Origin of the sequence: Rheinheimera soli (assembly GCF_021290985.1) — a bacterium.
Classification (GTDB): Bacteria; Pseudomonadota; Gammaproteobacteria; order Enterobacterales; family Alteromonadaceae; genus Pararheinheimera; species Pararheinheimera soli.
In genome coordinates, this window is the sequence record NZ_JAJOYU010000051.1 from 1 (window position 1) to 15,755 (window position 15,755).

The window sequence follows — 15,755 nt, forward strand, 5'->3', positions numbered from 1 at the left end:
TTGGTCATAGCCGACTGATTATGACAATGCACTATACGAAAGTAACACCAGTGATGATGGCTAAGAAGATGCAAATGGCTGAGAGCAAGATCACCGGTCAAGACGAAGAAAGCCTTGCAACATTCTTAGCCAATAAATCAATGGAGGAGATTGGATTGCAGACTGCATTCAAGGATGCCGAGTCACTAAAAACAGTATTACGTGTACGCAATCCCGCGGGGTGGCAGGAAAAATCAATTGGTATGTGTCTGGCAGGTGGCAATACCACCCCTCTGGTTGAAAATGCTGCTGTAGCTGGTTGCTGGAACGGGGGGGAAAAGCTCAAGAAAGCGAACCGAAATCAGGCTGATTTATATGCTCCGGTTCCTCATGGTATAGAAAATTGTATTCGTTGCCGCTGGTTCATTACAGACATTAAGTACATTCATTCTCTCACGGCCCATTTTAATAACTTGAGTTATCACGCAACTGAAGCGGCCAAACTTGCAGCAGAACTTGAAGCAGAACAAGCCGATTTATTAGATGAAGAATATTTCTGCGAGGTCAACGGTGAACCATTTCAGAAGCATCAACAGCTACATCACTTGGATCGACGTATAGAAAAGCAGCAAACACAAGCCGATGAATACTGTAAAGATCTTGCTGCGTGTTTTCAGGTTATTCGCTATCTATTGAAGATTGAAAAAGAACGCTTACCTGATGATACAAAAGAAAAAATCGTCGCTATCGGCTCTCATTCTGAAATATCTCCTTTTTTTAGTTTTCTTGACACTGAATCAGAACTAAGACAGTTAATTCAACTATGTGACGATGCGGAGATATATGCAGACTTAAGGGATGATCTTAAAAAAACACCAGCGATAGGTCATCGTTCCAATAAGCTAAATACAATGCTGATGAAATCAGGCTACATCCCATTTCTGATGCAGCTTGATGACGAAACTCAGTTAATTGCAGGCAACGCAATGATCAAGGCAATGCTTCGGGCTACAGGAGAGAACGATAAAGGTAGAGCCATGACACAACTTGCAACCTATTTGGATACAGAATCTTATCTTGAAGACATGGGCCTACTTGAAGTTGGTGTAAAAGCTATAGAAGAGAAAACAGGGCTCAATATCTTACGACTCGCTGACATGAAATCGCAAAGTACACTGAGGATGAAGAAAGATGACTAACCCTGTCAATCCACATATTGTGTTAGAAGAACTGTGCTCCAGGGCAACAACCAGAACCAGCTTGGCTTTGAATATTTTACACGAGGTATTGGAGCAACAAAGCCAGTCAGAAACACAGGATTTTTCTATTGCGACTGTTGGACGTTTGTCTGGTGAACAAGGTGGCCCGTCAACACAGACCATCCGAAACCGCACAGGAAAACACTTTCAGCAATTAATTGAAGCCTGGGCGGCATACTCAGGTACAACAAGAAAAAAGCCTTTATCTGTGCGCCAGAAGCAGCTACTGAACAATAATGACAAGCATATACAGGAGTCAATTGATGACCCTGTAATTCGAGCTGTCGTTGGCACTCTGATTGCTGAACGAAACAAGTATCGGGATCAACTGAATATACTCAAAGCGAATGTTGATATCGTTATTGATAGGAGAACGAATAATTCTCCTGATAGATCAGCAAAAACAGAACAGCTTACCCCAATGGAAATTGAAGCACTAAGAGCCGCTGTATCTAGTGAGTTTATGGAGGAAAACAATTGGGTGATCATGCCAACTGGTCAGGTTAAAACTCATAATGGTGTTGAAGTGTATAAGCGAGGTTATGTTAATGCGATTAGGAAGATGGTAAGCGTTTGATTTACAGAGGGGAATTGCTCAGGATTCAATAAGGCAAGGTTTTCTAACAGGGAGCTACTTACAGATCTGCAAATGGTAAGACACGCGGCACAAATAACTCATTAATAGATGGAAAAGAAGACCCTGGCCACAGAGTCTTTAAGTAGCGTTATGGTTTATGTTTGTGAGGCTTCAAATCTGGATGTTTCGGCTGGTTCTCTGGTGTTACGCGCCTTCTTTCATCTGGTGTGCCGTCATTTTTTTTCGGTTTTGGTCCGGGTTTTATACTCATGCTCAATAAATCCTTATGTTGTATCGGTTTCGGTCAAGAGTAAAACTAAGCGGTTGCTTAACCTCATCAGAGATATAGGTTTTCAAATCTTGAATACAAGTGTTTAAAGAAAAATTTTTCCACTAGGCGCCTACATAAACAACGGTTTGCAGGAAAAATTAAATTTTGCATAAATCCATTGAAAGCGTTATTTTGAAAATCGAACAGTTCAGCCCGAAAGGTTGAGCATCCGCAGGTGATACTGCTAATCCATTGAAATTGGAAATTTATCATGAAAGATCAAAAGCAAGTTTACTCAACACTCTTCTCAACTGTTTACGATGAACAAGCCCCTGTAGGGCTTATTGGTCGCGGTACGCACTACTCGATATTAAGAACAGCTCAGTTCCTGAACAATCTGTATCAGCCTCAGACACCTTTAAAAATACAAGATTTTTGTATTGTTTGGGACGAGGATCATGATATCCGTGTAATTGAGGTCATCGAGCAACTATATCTCAAGAACTTGCTTGCACCTGTACTTTTTATTGGAGAGCGCAAAGGCGGTGTAACAGTAATTCTCGATAAAGAGTTTTACAATAATAAAAGTTTATTACGTAGCTTCTCTCAACAGTTAAATGAAATCTCCCAAGGACTGGATGACCCATGGTGTTCAGAAGTCGGTTCTTTAGATTTAGTTACAAAGGAAGCTAATCCAGAGACGCTCATAAACGATACCAGTGAAAAAGTCTCTGTTTACTTAAACAATATAAACAACCTGTGGTCACTTGGACAAAAGGAATTTCGTCAATAGAGGCCGCTAACAAGCAAATTAAGGGGCTCCAGTGAGTCCCCTTAATTTGGGTATGACAATACATTGAGCGCAAGATTGAAGAGAGCTTATGTGACAAGATCAGCCATGGAGAAGTCTTTTTCGTTGCGGCTTTGCCTTCACTACATAGCGTGCTGGCGGAGTGATGTATATCTATACCCTCTGGGTACAAGAATCTATAGATAAATTATAGCCAATCAGCTACTGGGGACTTATCCGACTGCAACTGCTTTAGCGCATTGCTATTCGTATTTAATTTACTGGCGAAAGCTTTTTTCTTAGCGAACAGAGCTTTCGCTTGCAGGCTCACGGAACTGTTGTTTGAGCTCTTTTCTGTTTCTTTTTTCATAGACTTTCTCACTTACACTATATCTGCATAGATTTTAGCATTGAATTCAGTTAACTCAAAGTGTGTGGGTTTGAGCTCTAGGCCTCTGGATAGTAGAACTTCCATTTGACCTTGGTTATAAGCCGGTTTTCGTAAAGCATCAGGTACGATAAAAGGTAAGCCTTCGCGTCGATTAGTCAATACTATTACAAAATCTGTAAGGTCATCGGCTGAGCTTATGTCAGCTCGTAACTTTCCTAAGTAGGAAAGTGCAGCAAATGACTTCGCTATGCTTTCACTCAATGAAGTAGACATATAGCCATCAATCTTCAAAGTTCTTTGATTTTCATATGCGTCAATGTACTCATTTAGCCCTGCTTCGTTCATGCTTACACCACGGTAAAGGCGTTGGCCGACTTGCAAGTTGAGCTTGGAACTTGCGAGAGAAAAAGAGTCGTCAATATTACTGACTAGTATTTTTGATTTAGCGGCCTGATGACTTGTGAGGGTGCCGGGGTTGCTTAAATACCTATTAATAAACTGGTGAGGCTTTAGACCATCAATCATGTTCTTTTCAGAGGCACTTTGGTACATAGCAATTGCTGTTTTATGCTTATTGTGGAATGTACCTCGGTAAGCTTGGATGATCTGCTTTTGTTTCGAATGCGCATTCTTCACCAAACGGATATAGTCCAGCTTATGTGAGTTAGACAAGCATGAAAGAATTGAGCCGATTGGTAAATCAAAATCATTTATATCTTCAGTAGTACGGATTAATGCTGTACAGGCATCAGATAAGAACTCTGAAACACACTCGATAGCTGTATATTCATGAATTAATTCTGGTTTATAGTCAATAATCATTGCTTCATAGCCTCTAAGAACGAGTATTTATCGTATCAAAAACTGAACGCGCTATATACATAGCAAACCGTTCAAAAGGGTTTCATGCCGCGTGGTATTTTTGTTATGCGGTGAGTTTATGTTGAAAGTGGTCTGCGGAAAGTTGGCTTAGGCGGCATTAACCTCTTAACATGGCGTTAAATTCTACTATTCTCTCAAAGCTGGCTGTTTGTTACTGATCAGTTTGACCTGTCATATTTTCAAAATTTTATAAACGCTGTTGCGAGATATGTTTAACGTACGGGCAATAGAGCTAATGTTGAAATTCTCAGAGCTTAGAGCTTCAACCCGTTGCTTAATCTCATGTGACAGCGGTTTTCTCCCTTTGTATTTACCAGCAGCTTTGGCTGCAGCAATTCCTTCAAGTTGACGTTCACGCCGAATATTAAGTTCGAACTCTGAGAAAACCGCCAGCATATCTAGAAAAGCTTTTCCGGAAGCTGAATCCGTTGATATTGGCTGTTCAAGAGCTGTGAGATGAATACGTTGCTCCTTCAGGTGATGTACTAATTGTTGTAAATCTAATACTGATCTCGCGATGCGATCGATCCTTGTAATGACTAAGGTATCACCGGCGCGTAAATACTCCATCAGCTCTTTTAACCCTTTACGATTGGTATGTGAGCCAGTCGAAGTATCGGCGAAGGTTTTTATACAACCAGCATCTTTTAACTTCTGAATTTGGATATCCAAAGATTGCTCTGCTGTAGAAACTCGCGCATAACCAACTTTACTCATAGAAATTGCTCATTTAGTCTCTAAACTATATGAACATAGTGTGCATTAATGACTTTTTCCAGCCTAAATGAACATGTAGATGATGGAATTAAACTGCTACTTTAGGGTGTACCCTAAATAAATGGAAATGGCTTGCGTATGAATGTAGATAATTCAGATCTAGTTCTCGTAAAGGAGCTGAGTGGAAAATCAAAAACCTATTACCTGGTCGAACAAAGGGACAACAACAGAGTTACCTTAACTGACCTTGGCAGTGGAGCAACCTTTGAAATTGGTTCTGAACAACTACAAAAATTGTTAGATGCAGATAAGTTGAGAGTGGCGAACATCGCTGACATACCAAAAAACTCAATTTTTGGCTTCGGTCATGCTAAGACGAAATCGATTATAACGGACCAGTCAATAGAAAAAGAGATAGCTCGAAGGTTTTCATACGTGGAACGGGTTTTACAATCAAAATGTAACGGATACACAGAAAAATGGTTGAGACCGCTGGTAAAAGATGTGGCACGAAAACTTATTGATAGCAGCCCTCCAAGCAACAGTACATTGGTACGCTGGATAAAGGCGTACATGAGTTCTGGTTGTGAAAAGTCATCTTTAGCGCCTGCTAAAAATAAAATGGGAAATCGAAAAACCAAGATAGATTTGGAACTCAGTAAAGTCCTTGATCAAACGATCCTTAAACACAAACAAAAATCTCACCCCATAAGGTACGCTGATATTTATATCGATTTTCAGAAAGAAATAAGCCGCATGAATGAAGACCGTGCGAAAAACGGTGAAGACTTATTAGAAGCCTGTAGCTATCAGACTCTGGTCAAACGCTGTAAAAAGCAGTAGACCTAATATTAGATATACCAATTAAAATAAAACATAAATTACTGATTTAAAATGAAGACACATAATTTGGTATGCTTTGAGATATAAATTTATAAATTGCTTAAAACGACATTTTGGCACCCTGTCCGATTTGAACGCGCCCGTTCGACCAAAATGCCGGGAGCATTTTGGGACAGCTTTAGCTGGCCTGCGAAGCAGGCGAACCCCAGGGATGGGGTGAGCACTCCGGCTGCGTCACCACAAAACATTAAAACCACCTTTTTAGGTGGTTTTTGTGTTTTTGGCACTCGATGTATTCTGCAGTGTTAAAAATCTGCTTAAGCTACCCCGGATACTTCTCCACTCGCAAAGCCTCAGCCCTAACGACACGTTCACTATCCGCCTCCACTTGCCAGCCTTGCAGATTCTCCTGAATCAGCTGACACAAAGCGTCGATATGCGCAGGTTCTGCATTCAGTGCTGTGATGTACTCGTAGCGCTCACCACCAGCATGTATGAAATACTCTTTATTTTCTTCGCCAATTTCTTCAATAGTTTCAAGGCAGTCCGCAGCAAAACCTGGGCAAAACACCTGAACGCTTTTTACGCCTTGAGCTGGCAACGCCTTTAAGGTTTCATCTGTGTAAGGTTTTAACCATTCTTCGCGGCCAAAACGCGACTGGAAAGTGGTGAGGTACTGATCTTTAGTTAGCCCCAACTCCTCTGCAATTAAGCGCGAAGTTTTATAGCATTCACAGTGATAAGGGTCACCATTGAGTAAATAACGTTTTGGAATACCGTGATAAGACAAAATCAGTTTGTCGGCCTGACCATGTTGTTGCCAGTGCTGGCGAATTTTCTCAGCTGCGGCGCGAATAAAAGGAGCATAGTCTGGATAATGCGAGATAAAACGTAAATCAGGCAACCAGCGCCGACGCATAAAATTAGCAGCCAGTTCATCGAAGGTAGAAGCAGAAGTCGAGCCTGAATATTGTGGATACAAAGGCAAGACTAATAACTTACGCACGCCCTGAGCGAACATTTTATCCAGCACAGTCTCAAAACTTGGGTTGCCATAACGCATAGCAAAATCAACCACCACATTCTGCATGCCTTGCTGCTGCAATTGAGCGGCAATAGCATCGCTCTGTGCCTGAGTGTTAAATAACAGCGGCGAGCCCTGATCGGTGAAAACAGTGGCATAAGCTTTGGCCGAGCGTCGCGGGCGAATTTGCAATATCACGCAATTTAAAATCAGCCACCATAATAAACGTGGCACTTCCACCACTCTTGGGTCTGATAAAAACTGCTTCAAATAACGCTTCAGCGCCTTAGGGGTTGGCTCATCAGGTGTGCCTAAATTGGTCAGTAAAATACCAATTTTGTCGTTTTGCTTGTGATCATAATTGGGTGTGTTGATATAACGCATCGCAGATTCATTACTCTTCTGACTAAGTGGAGGTAGTTTACGTCAATTCGATGTAAAAGGTTTACCTGAAAAATCAGCCGGATAAGCATTTTTCGCAGAATAACAATTCAGCAAATTGGGCTGTTCAAAACAAAGCGGCATCAGACTGCGGCTTCCACCCTGTTACGCCCCTGATTTTTAGCGGTATAAAGAGCTTCGTCAGCACGTTTTAACAACTCATCAGGTTGGCCAATGCCATCCTTTAACGCAGCAACGCCAATAGACAGCGTGAAACTTAAAGGCTGGCCATTCACCAAAAAACTCATATCCTGACAACGGTTTCGCAACTCTTCGGCGCGGTTCACCGCAACCTGCAGCTCTGCACCAGGCAATAACACCACAAACTCTTCACCACCGTAACGGCATGCCAGATCAGAACCGCGGAACATGTCCTGCAGCAAGCTTGCTAAGAGTTTTAATGCATCATCACCAACCGCATGGCCATAAATATCATTAAGTTTCTTAAAATGATCAATATCGATCAACAGCACTGACATGGGTGACGTCTGCCTGATTGCGTTGGCAAAAATATCAGCCACACTCACATCCATTTGCCTTCTGTTATAAAGCCCGGTCAAAACATCACGCAAGCTTTGCTCCTGCAAAGAGTCACGTAGTTTAATGTTCATTAAGGCTAATGCGAGTTGCTCAGCCAGACTGGCCGCAGCTTCCTGGTTTTCTTCCAGCCAACGCTCTTCATCTGCATTTTCTGCCGCAGGTTCTATAGTTAAAACACCGACTAAATCACCACGAGCCAACAGAGGAATACACAAAGCAGGTCGCAGATGGTCAGTTAAATGTGAACATTTCAGTGCTGTGTCGTTGGAGTCGAAAAAGTGTAATTTGCCACGTCGCACCGCCCAACAACAATCTTGTTCAAAATGCGGCTGGAAAACACTGCCCCCCCAACTGGACGCCAGTTCAAAACCCTGTGAGCCAAACAGAAAAAGCGCACCGCTGCTGCCCTCAAATATTTTCTGACAGCTGATACGCACTACATCTGCAGCTTCAGATTGATTCTGGCAACTTTGTAATAACTCACCTACTTGTTTTAACTGCCGGGCATCTTCAATCCGTGCTTTTACTAATTTCTCTACCTGCAAATGTAATTGTTGGGTTTGTTGTTGTTCCAATTGCACCATTTGCTGCAGTTGTTCAGCCAGTTGATTAAACACTGCACCAAGGATATTAAATTCGTCTTTACCATCTGTGCCTGCACGCTGCCTTAAATCGCCAGCAGCAAAAGCCCTGGCCACTCTGGTGATCTGGGTCAAAGAGCTTGAAGTGTAAAAGGCGGTAAAACTCGCTAGTACAAAAGCCAGAGCTAAACAGAAACAAGCGCTAATAAGTAAAAAGGAGCGTGTTTTTTCTGTGGCGGCCTCGCTTTGATTTTCTCTTTGCTTTAACCTGACATATTCCAGTGCCACCACTTGCATCGCCAATTGCTTTAAAGCATCAACACGCTTTTTCCCTTCAGACGTTGAGGCCGTATCAGATTCCTGTTTGCTAACACGGCGCAACTCAATCTGAACCTGTCCCACACTGCGTTTCCAGTCGGTAAAGCCACTATCGACCTGTTGTAACAGCTCTTTTTGCTGTTCTGTTAGCTGACGCTCTCCAGCCATTCGTTGCAACAAAGCCCGCAATGCTGGCACGCTCTGATAGTACGACTCTAAAAACTCCTCGTCGCCGGTCAACAAATAACCACGCACACCAGTTTGAGCATCAACAACTAACTGCACCAGTTGGTTAGAATCCGCAATAATGGCATAAGATTCAGCCACTTGCTGATTTGCCGCAGAAGCAAGCTTGCTGCTCTGATAAACAGGAAAAAATGCCAGAACCAGCAAAAGTGTTGGAAAAAAAGTAGTAAAAAACACCCGAAATATCAGTCTGGATTTAAACCACTGCATAGTCAGCCTGCATTACATACCTGGTTATACGTTGGTATGAAAACGTTACAGCACAGTACCGTAATGTAAACTACGGCTCGTTATGAATTCTGGATGCTGAACTTTGGAATTTATTTTGTAGCTCTGCCTAACGCCAGAACTACAGCAAACATAATCAGGCTCTTCAATCTGAGGTTAGAGTAAGAACCTAGCTAATTATCTGACTGAACTAGAGTCAGTCTGTTAATTTTGTTAATCTCCTTTTGCAACATAGTTTTGCTACAAGATTAGCAAGGACAAACAATACCCTACGAAGCAAAACAGCAAGAAAGTCAGCAACAGCGTCGCTTTATTCAAGTGCTTTTTTGGCAGCCTATGTGGAGCAGCTATTTCTGGCCCTAAGGCTAGATTGATACTACTCATCTTTGCTCTGGGGATATTTGGAATATTCTGGCTTATGTTCTCCAAACAGAAAAAAGCTTTAGCTATTAGCTGTTTTCTCTGGTTTGGTGCCTTCTCAATTAGCGCATTAATCACCATCAATAATGCGATTTACGACCCGCTTATAATTTGCTACGGCCTCATTCTCATGTATGCAGCGCTGTTCTCTTCAAGACGAAATTTTTTCTGCTTGCTGTTTTTTATTAGCTTGTAGTGCTCTTTGTTACTAATGCATGCTGAGCAGGAATACAACAAGTTAGCCGCAAATGATGAAAAATTGTCAAAAAACCACTGTACGGGACAAGTATAATTTCCAGGTTCATCTAAGTTTGCTATCAGTTGTAAAACATAGCTGAATAACCACGAACGCAGTTATTTTGAACAATCCTATGGAACCCAGTTGTGACGATCAAATCAACTTCATCATTTGAAACCAATCAATTGCAGCACCAGGTTGGTGATGTTGATATAACGCGTCGCAGATCCATGACTCTTCTGGCTAAGTGAAGGTAGCTTAAGCTAATTTGATCTAAACAAGCCACCTGACCCAAGGCTTTAAACAATCTTTGCAGCAGAATACGGCTAAGCTTGGATGCAAATCAGGAGGATGCTCTTCAGTTGTAAGCAGAAAAGCATCCAGGGCTAACCACTGAGCTGTGATCAGTTACGCAGCGCTCGTTCTACAGCACTGTTTTCTAATGCACTAAAACGTTTTGAGATATCAGCGTCAGGATAAATGGCTTCAGAAGCATGAAACATACCAGGTAACACATGCAACTCAGTGGGCACACCATGCTGTATTAGTCTTTTTGCATACTCGATATCTTCCTCCACAAAAAGGTCGATTGCGCCAACTATGATATCTGTGGGTGGTAGGTTGGATAAATCCTCAACTCTGGCAGGTACTGAACCATAAGGTACTTGCGGTATTCCGGCCTTTTGGCCTAATAAAGCCGACCAGCCGAATTCATTTGAAACAGCAGTCCACAACAGCTTTCCTATCTGTTCAGGTACCTTGCGACTGCTGCCGGTACGGTCATCCAGCATGGGGAAAATAAGAACCTGATGTTTAATAGGTACTTCTGCCCTGTCACGTGCAGCGATAGCTAACATAGCCGCATGCCCACCGCCGGCACTGTGCCCCATAATAACGATCTTGGTTTTATCGATACCAAGCTCAGAGGCATTCTGATAGATATACTTTAAGGCGGCATAATTGTCTTCAAGCGCTCCCGGAAATTGGGTTTCCGGAGCCAGACGGTATTCCACCATCACTATGGTGCAATTATGTCGCTGTGCTAACTGCTGAATACTAGGCAAATAAAGTGCCGGGCTTCCTAAAACAAAACCACCACCATGCATATAAAGTATCGCAGGTTTAGTGTCAGCAGCTTTGGCATTAACCACATAGATCCCAACATCTGGCTGGCCTGCAGAGCCCGAGATAGTTTTCTTATAAACCGCAGGCGAAGCTAATGGTGGCTGCACTTTGGCGGCCTCATCCATCCGCACTTTTTTATAATTGTCGGCAGTAATATGCTCAAAACCAATCTTGGTAATTAACTGGGAAACTTCTGTTAGCTCTGTCCTGTAGTCGGTATGCAACAACTGAAGTGCCGCAGGTTTTACTGTCTTAGATGACACATACTCAGCGCCCGATCCTGCCTGAGCATCCACAGCAGCAAGTACGCAGAGGCTTAACAAAGCCAGCGTAGCCAGCTTTTTGTAACAACTACCAAGATAGTTTTGATCCATAACCATTCCTTTCCTTTCCTTTTCCCAAAATAAAATACCGCAACCCAAGCTGGGTCAATTTGCGCAACTTGTGCCTCTGCCGATCAACAACTGGCATATAATTACCATAGAGGTAAATCGATTAAGATCGTTAAAATAGAGATAAAAAGCCCACAAAATCAGACCAGAATAAAAAACAATTCAGCTCCCTAGCTAAAAATGTTGCAGCTATACCACAAAGCGGTTGGCTCCAGTGCTGCGCTTCTGAGTCATACAGATTGCGCTGCTAAGGTAGAGCTGGGCAGATAATTTTGCTAGTCTGCTACTTCAGTTTAGTTTTATCACTTTAGGTGCAAGGACGAACAATGCGGTATGAGCCAGAGAAGTCCAGTCACCAGCAACGGCGCCGCTTTGTTCAGGTGCTCTGTGTTTACTTTTTTAGTTGCGTGCTGGGAGCTGTGCTCTCTGGCCCCAAGTCTCAGTTAATTCTGCTCATTGCAGCCTTAGCTATGTGTGGAATATTCTGGCTGGTATTCTCAAAACAGAAAATCAATCTAGCTGTTAACTGCTTTCTCTGGCTAACCACCTTTCTGATCAGTGCCTTGATCACCATCAATAACACTGTGTACGACCCACTGGTTATTTGTTACGCGCTGGTCCTGATGTATGCGGCCCTGTTTTCATCCAGACTTATCTTTATTGGTTTATTAGTATTTATCAGCCTGTATTGCACTGGGCTCTTATTGCTTATTCTTTGGGGCTTTTGGCCTGAACCAACCCCACAAGTTCGGTTTGTTTCTGTGGTTGCAATGAATATTTTTATTGCTATTACCGGTTTTACAGCCTGGTATATAGCGAGAGATTTCCACTCGTTGCTACGCGAACTATGGAACGAAAACAACCAATCAAAACGCTCACAGCAAGAAATTAAGCGAATAGCTGCCCTCGATCCCTTAACCGGCCTCTACAACCGGAAACATACAGAGCTGGAGTTTCATAAACTAGCTGCGTCAGAAAATAAGCTCGCTGTCGCTTTTATTGACCTCGACAATTTCAAACCTATCAATGACGCCTACGGCCATGCCTATGGTGATATAGCACTGAAAATTCTGGCTGAACGTTTAACCGCCTTGTTAGAAGACGGCGAATTATGCTGCCGTTTTGGGGGCGACGAATTTGTGCTGATCCTCAAGTATGCTGAACCTGAGAAATGCAAAACACGTTATCAGGTCTTTTTAGATCAAATAGCCGAAGAAATGCAGATTGAACTGAGAACTTTTAAAATCTCAGCCTCTATTGGTGTTGCTCACTACCCTGCGCACGCAGCCGATTTTAACGAACTTTGCCGGCTGGCAGATTTAGCCATGTACCATTCAAAAGCCTCAGGCCGCAATACCGCAGTACTCTATTGCCCTGAATGGCAAGACGAACACCGCAAGAAGTTAGAAATGATCCAGGCACTGCGTTTCGCGGTAGAGAACAATGAGCTGTTTCTACACTACCAGCCGAAATACAACTTAGCATCCTTAAAGATCAATGGGGTTGAAGCATTGGTGCGCTGGCAATCCAAAGACTTTGGCCTGATAAGCCCGGCCACTTTTATCCCCTTGGCTGAGGAGACAGGCTTAATTGACGACATTGGTTTGTTTGTACTTAAACAAGCCTGTGCAGATTGTAAAGACTGGATAGCACAAGGCTATGAGATGCCAGTGTCTGTAAACTTATCCGCCGCCCAACTCAGCAGCGGCATGCTGCCAGACAACGTTCTGACTATTTTGACCGAAACCGGACTGGCCGCTCATTATCTGGAGTTAGAGATCACTGAATCTATGCTGATGCAGGACCAAAATGCCATAGACTCGCAAATTTCCACATTGAGTGATCAGGGCATAAGTTTCGCAATAGACGACTTTGGCACTGGCTATTCCAACCTGCACTACTTGAGCAGATTTAAAGCTGCGACCCTTAAAATTGACCAGTCTTTTATCAAAAACCTGAGTAAATCGTCCCAACACTACAATCTGGTTGAAGGCATAGTGGTTTTGGCGAAAACCCTGGGGCTGACAACAGTGGCAGAAGGCGTGGAAGACCAAAACACCCTGCATATTCTAAGCACTATGGATTGTGATTCAGTGCAAGGTTACCTGTTATCCAGGCCTGTTAGCCTTGATGCGTTGTATGCCCAGTTGCAGGAAAAAAGTGTGGGTTAAGTTGGAGTGAGCTGTACTTATTGATGCTGCTCGGAGATTAGAAATATACCAAGCCTACACATAAGAACAGCTTTTCAATTTAATGCGATCCGTCCCCCTGCGCAGCCTGCCATTTAGCCAAGTCTGAAGGCCTTAAGCCATAACGGGCTAATACGCCTTCATGTAAACGGCGAAGCTCTTCAATAATCAAAGCTTGCACTGCGGCTTGCTGTGGCTGTGGCACTTGTAAAGCCACCTGCTGCTGAATAATAACCAAAGGGTCAACTGATGGCTCACACACCACCTGATGAATACTTTGCTTCAGTAACTCACGCCATACCAGACGTAACGGGTCGGGTTCGGCCAGATCTTGCCTGATGGCGATGTATTCCTGCGTAGAGCGCTCATAAGCCCAAACATAAAGGTCACGCAACAATTCCACTCTGGTCAGCTCGTACAGGCCTAAAGTGGCCCTGCTGTAGGCTTGTTCCGGAACATCCAAAAAGGTAAGTGGGCACAAGTTAGCATGAAACAACGGCAGGTTGGCAGCAAGGCGCGAGGTGCGTTTATTGATATCCGCAAAAGGCTGCAAATAAGGCAGATGCACCAGCATAAAAAACGACTGCTCAAAAGGATCCCGAATTTGATTCACCTTCTCAAGCAGCAAATCCAGCATAGCGTCAAGCTGTTGTGGCACAGATAAAGGCCGATACACGCTTTTGCCTATATCCACAGCATGCTGGCGGATACGGCCTTCATCAGCAGGATTCGGCAATAAGTTTTCCGCCAAAGCACTATGTAAATTCATCAGGGTGTAGCGGTTTAACTGCGCTGTCTCACTATTCTCCACCAGCAGTTCAATGGCGGCTTTGTGATTCAGGATCATCTGGGTTTCCAGCACTGCTTTGCCTTCTGCAGCTTTACCATGTTCAATCAGTTCCAGTGTGTCGAGTCTGGAATAGGTATTCCCCTCTAACTGACTGGACGCCCAGGACAAGTCAATCAACAATCGCTTCAGAATGGCACGGCTGTAGGTTCCTGCCGGTTGAGCCAGCTCCGTAGTTTTGCCCATTTTATGCAACTGCCTGCGCAGCGACTCCGACAAATACCAGCTCTGATTCGGCTGATAAGCCTCAAGAAAATCGCGCTGATAGCCTACAGGTTTACGTGCTTCCTCAGGCTGGTCGATGTACCCAAGAATATCTACGCTGTCTGCAGATAACGGAATAAAGGCCGGAAAGCCGTCAGGCTGGCTCTGTTGGTTCGACGGGTTTGATACAGCAATCGAAGTTAGTGTGCCAACAAAATAACGTCTGGCCCGCCCCTCACCTACAGCTTTGATTTGTCCGGCATCAATCAGCTTGGCAATATGGCGCTGCAAAGTACGGCGGGCAATAGCCGGATAACTGCTCTGCAGTTCAGCCAAACTAAGCCCTTGAGCGGCCTGACTAATGATGTGAAACAACTCTTGAGTAGTGGCTGACATAAATAATCTGGCACAGTTTAAGGCTGAATGGCACAATTGTGGCGCAGTTTATAGAACTGCGCCAGTTTTTGTTACTGAATATGGCGCAGTTTGTGTGAACTGCGCCATTTGGTGTTCTTCAGAAGAACTAGAAAATCACAAATAACTTAAAGAGCAAAGGACAAGACCCGACACCAAAAGTTCTTGCAAGACCGACTCTAAAGGTTGACTACCATTTCAGGAGCTAATTCCTAGACGCTGAGCTAGCCGAACCAAATGATAATTTTCAGGATACTTATTCCTGCCCTCCTCCACATATCGTCTTGCATCTATATCTCTTTCAGCCCGGATAGCTAGCCATGCCATCCTTGACAAATCATCGCCGCCAGCTTCTTCTATTCTTTGATCCATTATTTGTAAAATTCTGGTGGCAAGATCTCGTTTTTGCTCTCTATCAATCTCTAGCCCACCTTCACTCAGAAAATTATTAAATTTATTTGCTGTATTAGATAGATCGTAAAATGGGATATTTGCTAGCTGTGCTCGCTCAGTAAAAGCGTGAACCTCTCCGAGCGTATCATGAGTTTGATAACAAGAATGGCCTAGCAGCCTCCAAGCCTCAGACGCGAGCAATGCATCGGTTTCATTCTCTAAAAAGCGGCGCAGCTCTTCTTTCGCTAAATCATAACCAGATTTCGTTCGCTGTTCCATATGCCATCTTGCAACGATTAACCAGCCAGGATTATACGCACGACAGATCATTTCGATAATTGGCTTATAAGTTTCATATTCTTCTCCTCGTTCAACTCGTTTGGAAATATTACCTATGAAATTTTCTAATTTCCTTACCAACCCAAGTGTCATGTCATCCTTGCGAC

Annotated in this window: 12 protein-coding genes and 1 pseudogene; 5 read left to right on the plus strand and 8 right to left on the minus strand. The window is 43.4% G+C overall.

What is annotated here, in order from left to right; all coding sequences use genetic code 11:
- The 3 genes and pseudogenes from LSG37_RS20385 to LSG37_RS20395 all read left to right on the plus strand — a co-directional run.
- Nucleotides 1–1,178: pseudogene (locus LSG37_RS20385) on the plus strand (gamma-mobile-trio integrase GmtZ); the annotation flags it as partial.
- A complete protein-coding gene (gmtX, locus tag LSG37_RS20390; RefSeq protein ID WP_233081832.1) occupies nt 1,171–1,815 on the plus strand; it encodes a gamma-mobile-trio protein GmtX in 645 nt (214 codons plus the stop codon). The pseudogene LSG37_RS20385 and the gene gmtX, both read left to right, overlap by 8 nt.
- 542 nt (nt 1,816–2,357) lie before the next feature.
- Nucleotides 2,358–2,879 carry a hypothetical protein gene (locus tag LSG37_RS20395; RefSeq protein ID WP_233081834.1) on the plus strand — a complete coding sequence of 174 codons (522 nt, stop codon included), beginning with the start codon at nt 2,358–2,360 and terminating at the stop codon, nt 2,877–2,879.
- Between the two features lie 205 nt (nt 2,880–3,084).
- On the opposite strand, the gene LSG37_RS20400 is transcribed toward LSG37_RS20395, so the two are convergent.
- From LSG37_RS20400 to LSG37_RS20410, 3 genes are all read right to left on the minus strand, one after another.
- Nucleotides 3,085–3,246: a hypothetical protein gene (locus LSG37_RS20400; protein WP_233081835.1), complete on the minus strand. Its 162-nt coding sequence runs from the start codon at nt 3,244–3,246 to the stop codon at nt 3,085–3,087.
- A 12-nt stretch (nt 3,247–3,258) separates the two neighbouring features.
- Nucleotides 3,259–4,089, minus strand: a complete 831-nt coding sequence (locus LSG37_RS20405) for an ADP-ribosyltransferase (protein ID WP_233081837.1) — start codon at nt 4,087–4,089, stop codon at nt 3,259–3,261.
- A gap of 231 nt (nt 4,090–4,320) precedes the next feature.
- The gene (locus LSG37_RS20410) at nt 4,321–4,866 is read right to left on the minus strand and encodes a recombinase family protein (RefSeq protein WP_233081839.1); all 546 of its coding nucleotides are present in this window, start codon (nt 4,864–4,866) and stop codon (nt 4,321–4,323) included.
- A gap of 132 nt (nt 4,867–4,998) precedes the next feature.
- On the opposite strand from LSG37_RS20410, the gene LSG37_RS20415 reads away from it, so the two are divergent.
- Nucleotides 4,999–5,709, plus strand: coding sequence for a hypothetical protein (locus LSG37_RS20415; protein ID WP_233081842.1), 711 nt, complete (start codon nt 4,999–5,001; stop codon nt 5,707–5,709).
- Between the two features lie 322 nt (nt 5,710–6,031).
- Here the strand turns inward: LSG37_RS20415 and hemH are convergent, their stop codons facing one another.
- The 3 genes from hemH to LSG37_RS20430 form a co-directional block, all read right to left on the minus strand.
- Nucleotides 6,032–7,117, minus strand: coding sequence for a ferrochelatase (gene hemH / locus LSG37_RS20420; protein ID WP_233081844.1), 1,086 nt, complete (start codon nt 7,115–7,117; stop codon nt 6,032–6,034).
- Nucleotides 7,118–7,257: 140 nt separating this feature from the next.
- Nucleotides 7,258–9,069, minus strand: a complete 1,812-nt coding sequence (locus LSG37_RS20425) for a sensor domain-containing diguanylate cyclase (RefSeq protein ID WP_233081846.1) — start codon at nt 9,067–9,069, stop codon at nt 7,258–7,260.
- A gap of 1,080 nt (nt 9,070–10,149) precedes the next feature.
- Nucleotides 10,150–11,244: an alpha/beta hydrolase gene (locus LSG37_RS20430; RefSeq protein ID WP_233081847.1), complete on the minus strand. Its 1,095-nt coding sequence runs from the start codon at nt 11,242–11,244 to the stop codon at nt 10,150–10,152.
- A 788-nt stretch (nt 11,245–12,032) separates the two neighbouring features.
- On the opposite strand from LSG37_RS20430, the gene LSG37_RS20435 reads away from it, so the two are divergent.
- Complete coding sequence (locus tag LSG37_RS20435) at nt 12,033–13,433, plus strand: putative bifunctional diguanylate cyclase/phosphodiesterase (RefSeq protein ID WP_233081849.1); 1,401 nt, start codon at nt 12,033–12,035, stop codon at nt 13,431–13,433.
- Nucleotides 13,434–13,512: 79 nt separating this feature from the next.
- Here LSG37_RS20435 and LSG37_RS20440 read toward each other — a convergent pair whose 3' ends face one another.
- Together LSG37_RS20440 and LSG37_RS20445 are read right to left on the minus strand one after the other, a co-directional pair.
- Entirely contained in the window at nt 13,513–14,898 is a 1,386-nt protein-coding gene (locus LSG37_RS20440) for a Fic family protein (protein ID WP_233081851.1), read from the minus strand.
- A gap of 216 nt (nt 14,899–15,114) precedes the next feature.
- Nucleotides 15,115–15,755, minus strand: a 641-nt coding sequence (locus tag LSG37_RS20445; protein ID WP_233081853.1) for a hypothetical protein, incomplete at its 5' end; no start/stop codon positions are given.

Bases quoted from the DNA above. Each gene is read 5' to 3' on its own strand.
- gmtX (WP_233081832.1), top strand. From the start codon at position 1,171: ATGACTAACCCTGTCAATCCACATATTGTGTTAGAAGAACTGTGCTCC.
- LSG37_RS20395 (WP_233081834.1), top strand. From the start codon at position 2,358: ATGAAAGATCAAAAGCAAGTTTACTCAACACTCTTCTCAACTGTTTAC.
- LSG37_RS20400 (WP_233081835.1), bottom strand. From the start codon at position 3,246: ATGAAAAAAGAAACAGAAAAGAGCTCAAACAACAGTTCCGTGAGCCTG.
- LSG37_RS20405 (WP_233081837.1), bottom strand. From the start codon at position 4,089: ATGATTATTGACTATAAACCAGAATTAATTCATGAATATACAGCTATC.
- LSG37_RS20410 (WP_233081839.1), bottom strand. From the start codon at position 4,866: ATGAGTAAAGTTGGTTATGCGCGAGTTTCTACAGCAGAGCAATCTTTG.
- hemH (WP_233081844.1), bottom strand. From the start codon at position 7,117: ATGCGTTATATCAACACACCCAATTATGATCACAAGCAAAACGACAAA.
- LSG37_RS20425 (WP_233081846.1), bottom strand. From the start codon at position 9,069: ATGCAGTGGTTTAAATCCAGACTGATATTTCGGGTGTTTTTTACTACT.
- LSG37_RS20430 (WP_233081847.1), bottom strand. From the start codon at position 11,244: ATGGATCAAAACTATCTTGGTAGTTGTTACAAAAAGCTGGCTACGCTG.
- LSG37_RS20435 (WP_233081849.1), top strand. From the start codon at position 12,033: ATGAATATTTTTATTGCTATTACCGGTTTTACAGCCTGGTATATAGCG.
- LSG37_RS20440 (WP_233081851.1), bottom strand. From the start codon at position 14,898: ATGTCAGCCACTACTCAAGAGTTGTTTCACATCATTAGTCAGGCCGCT.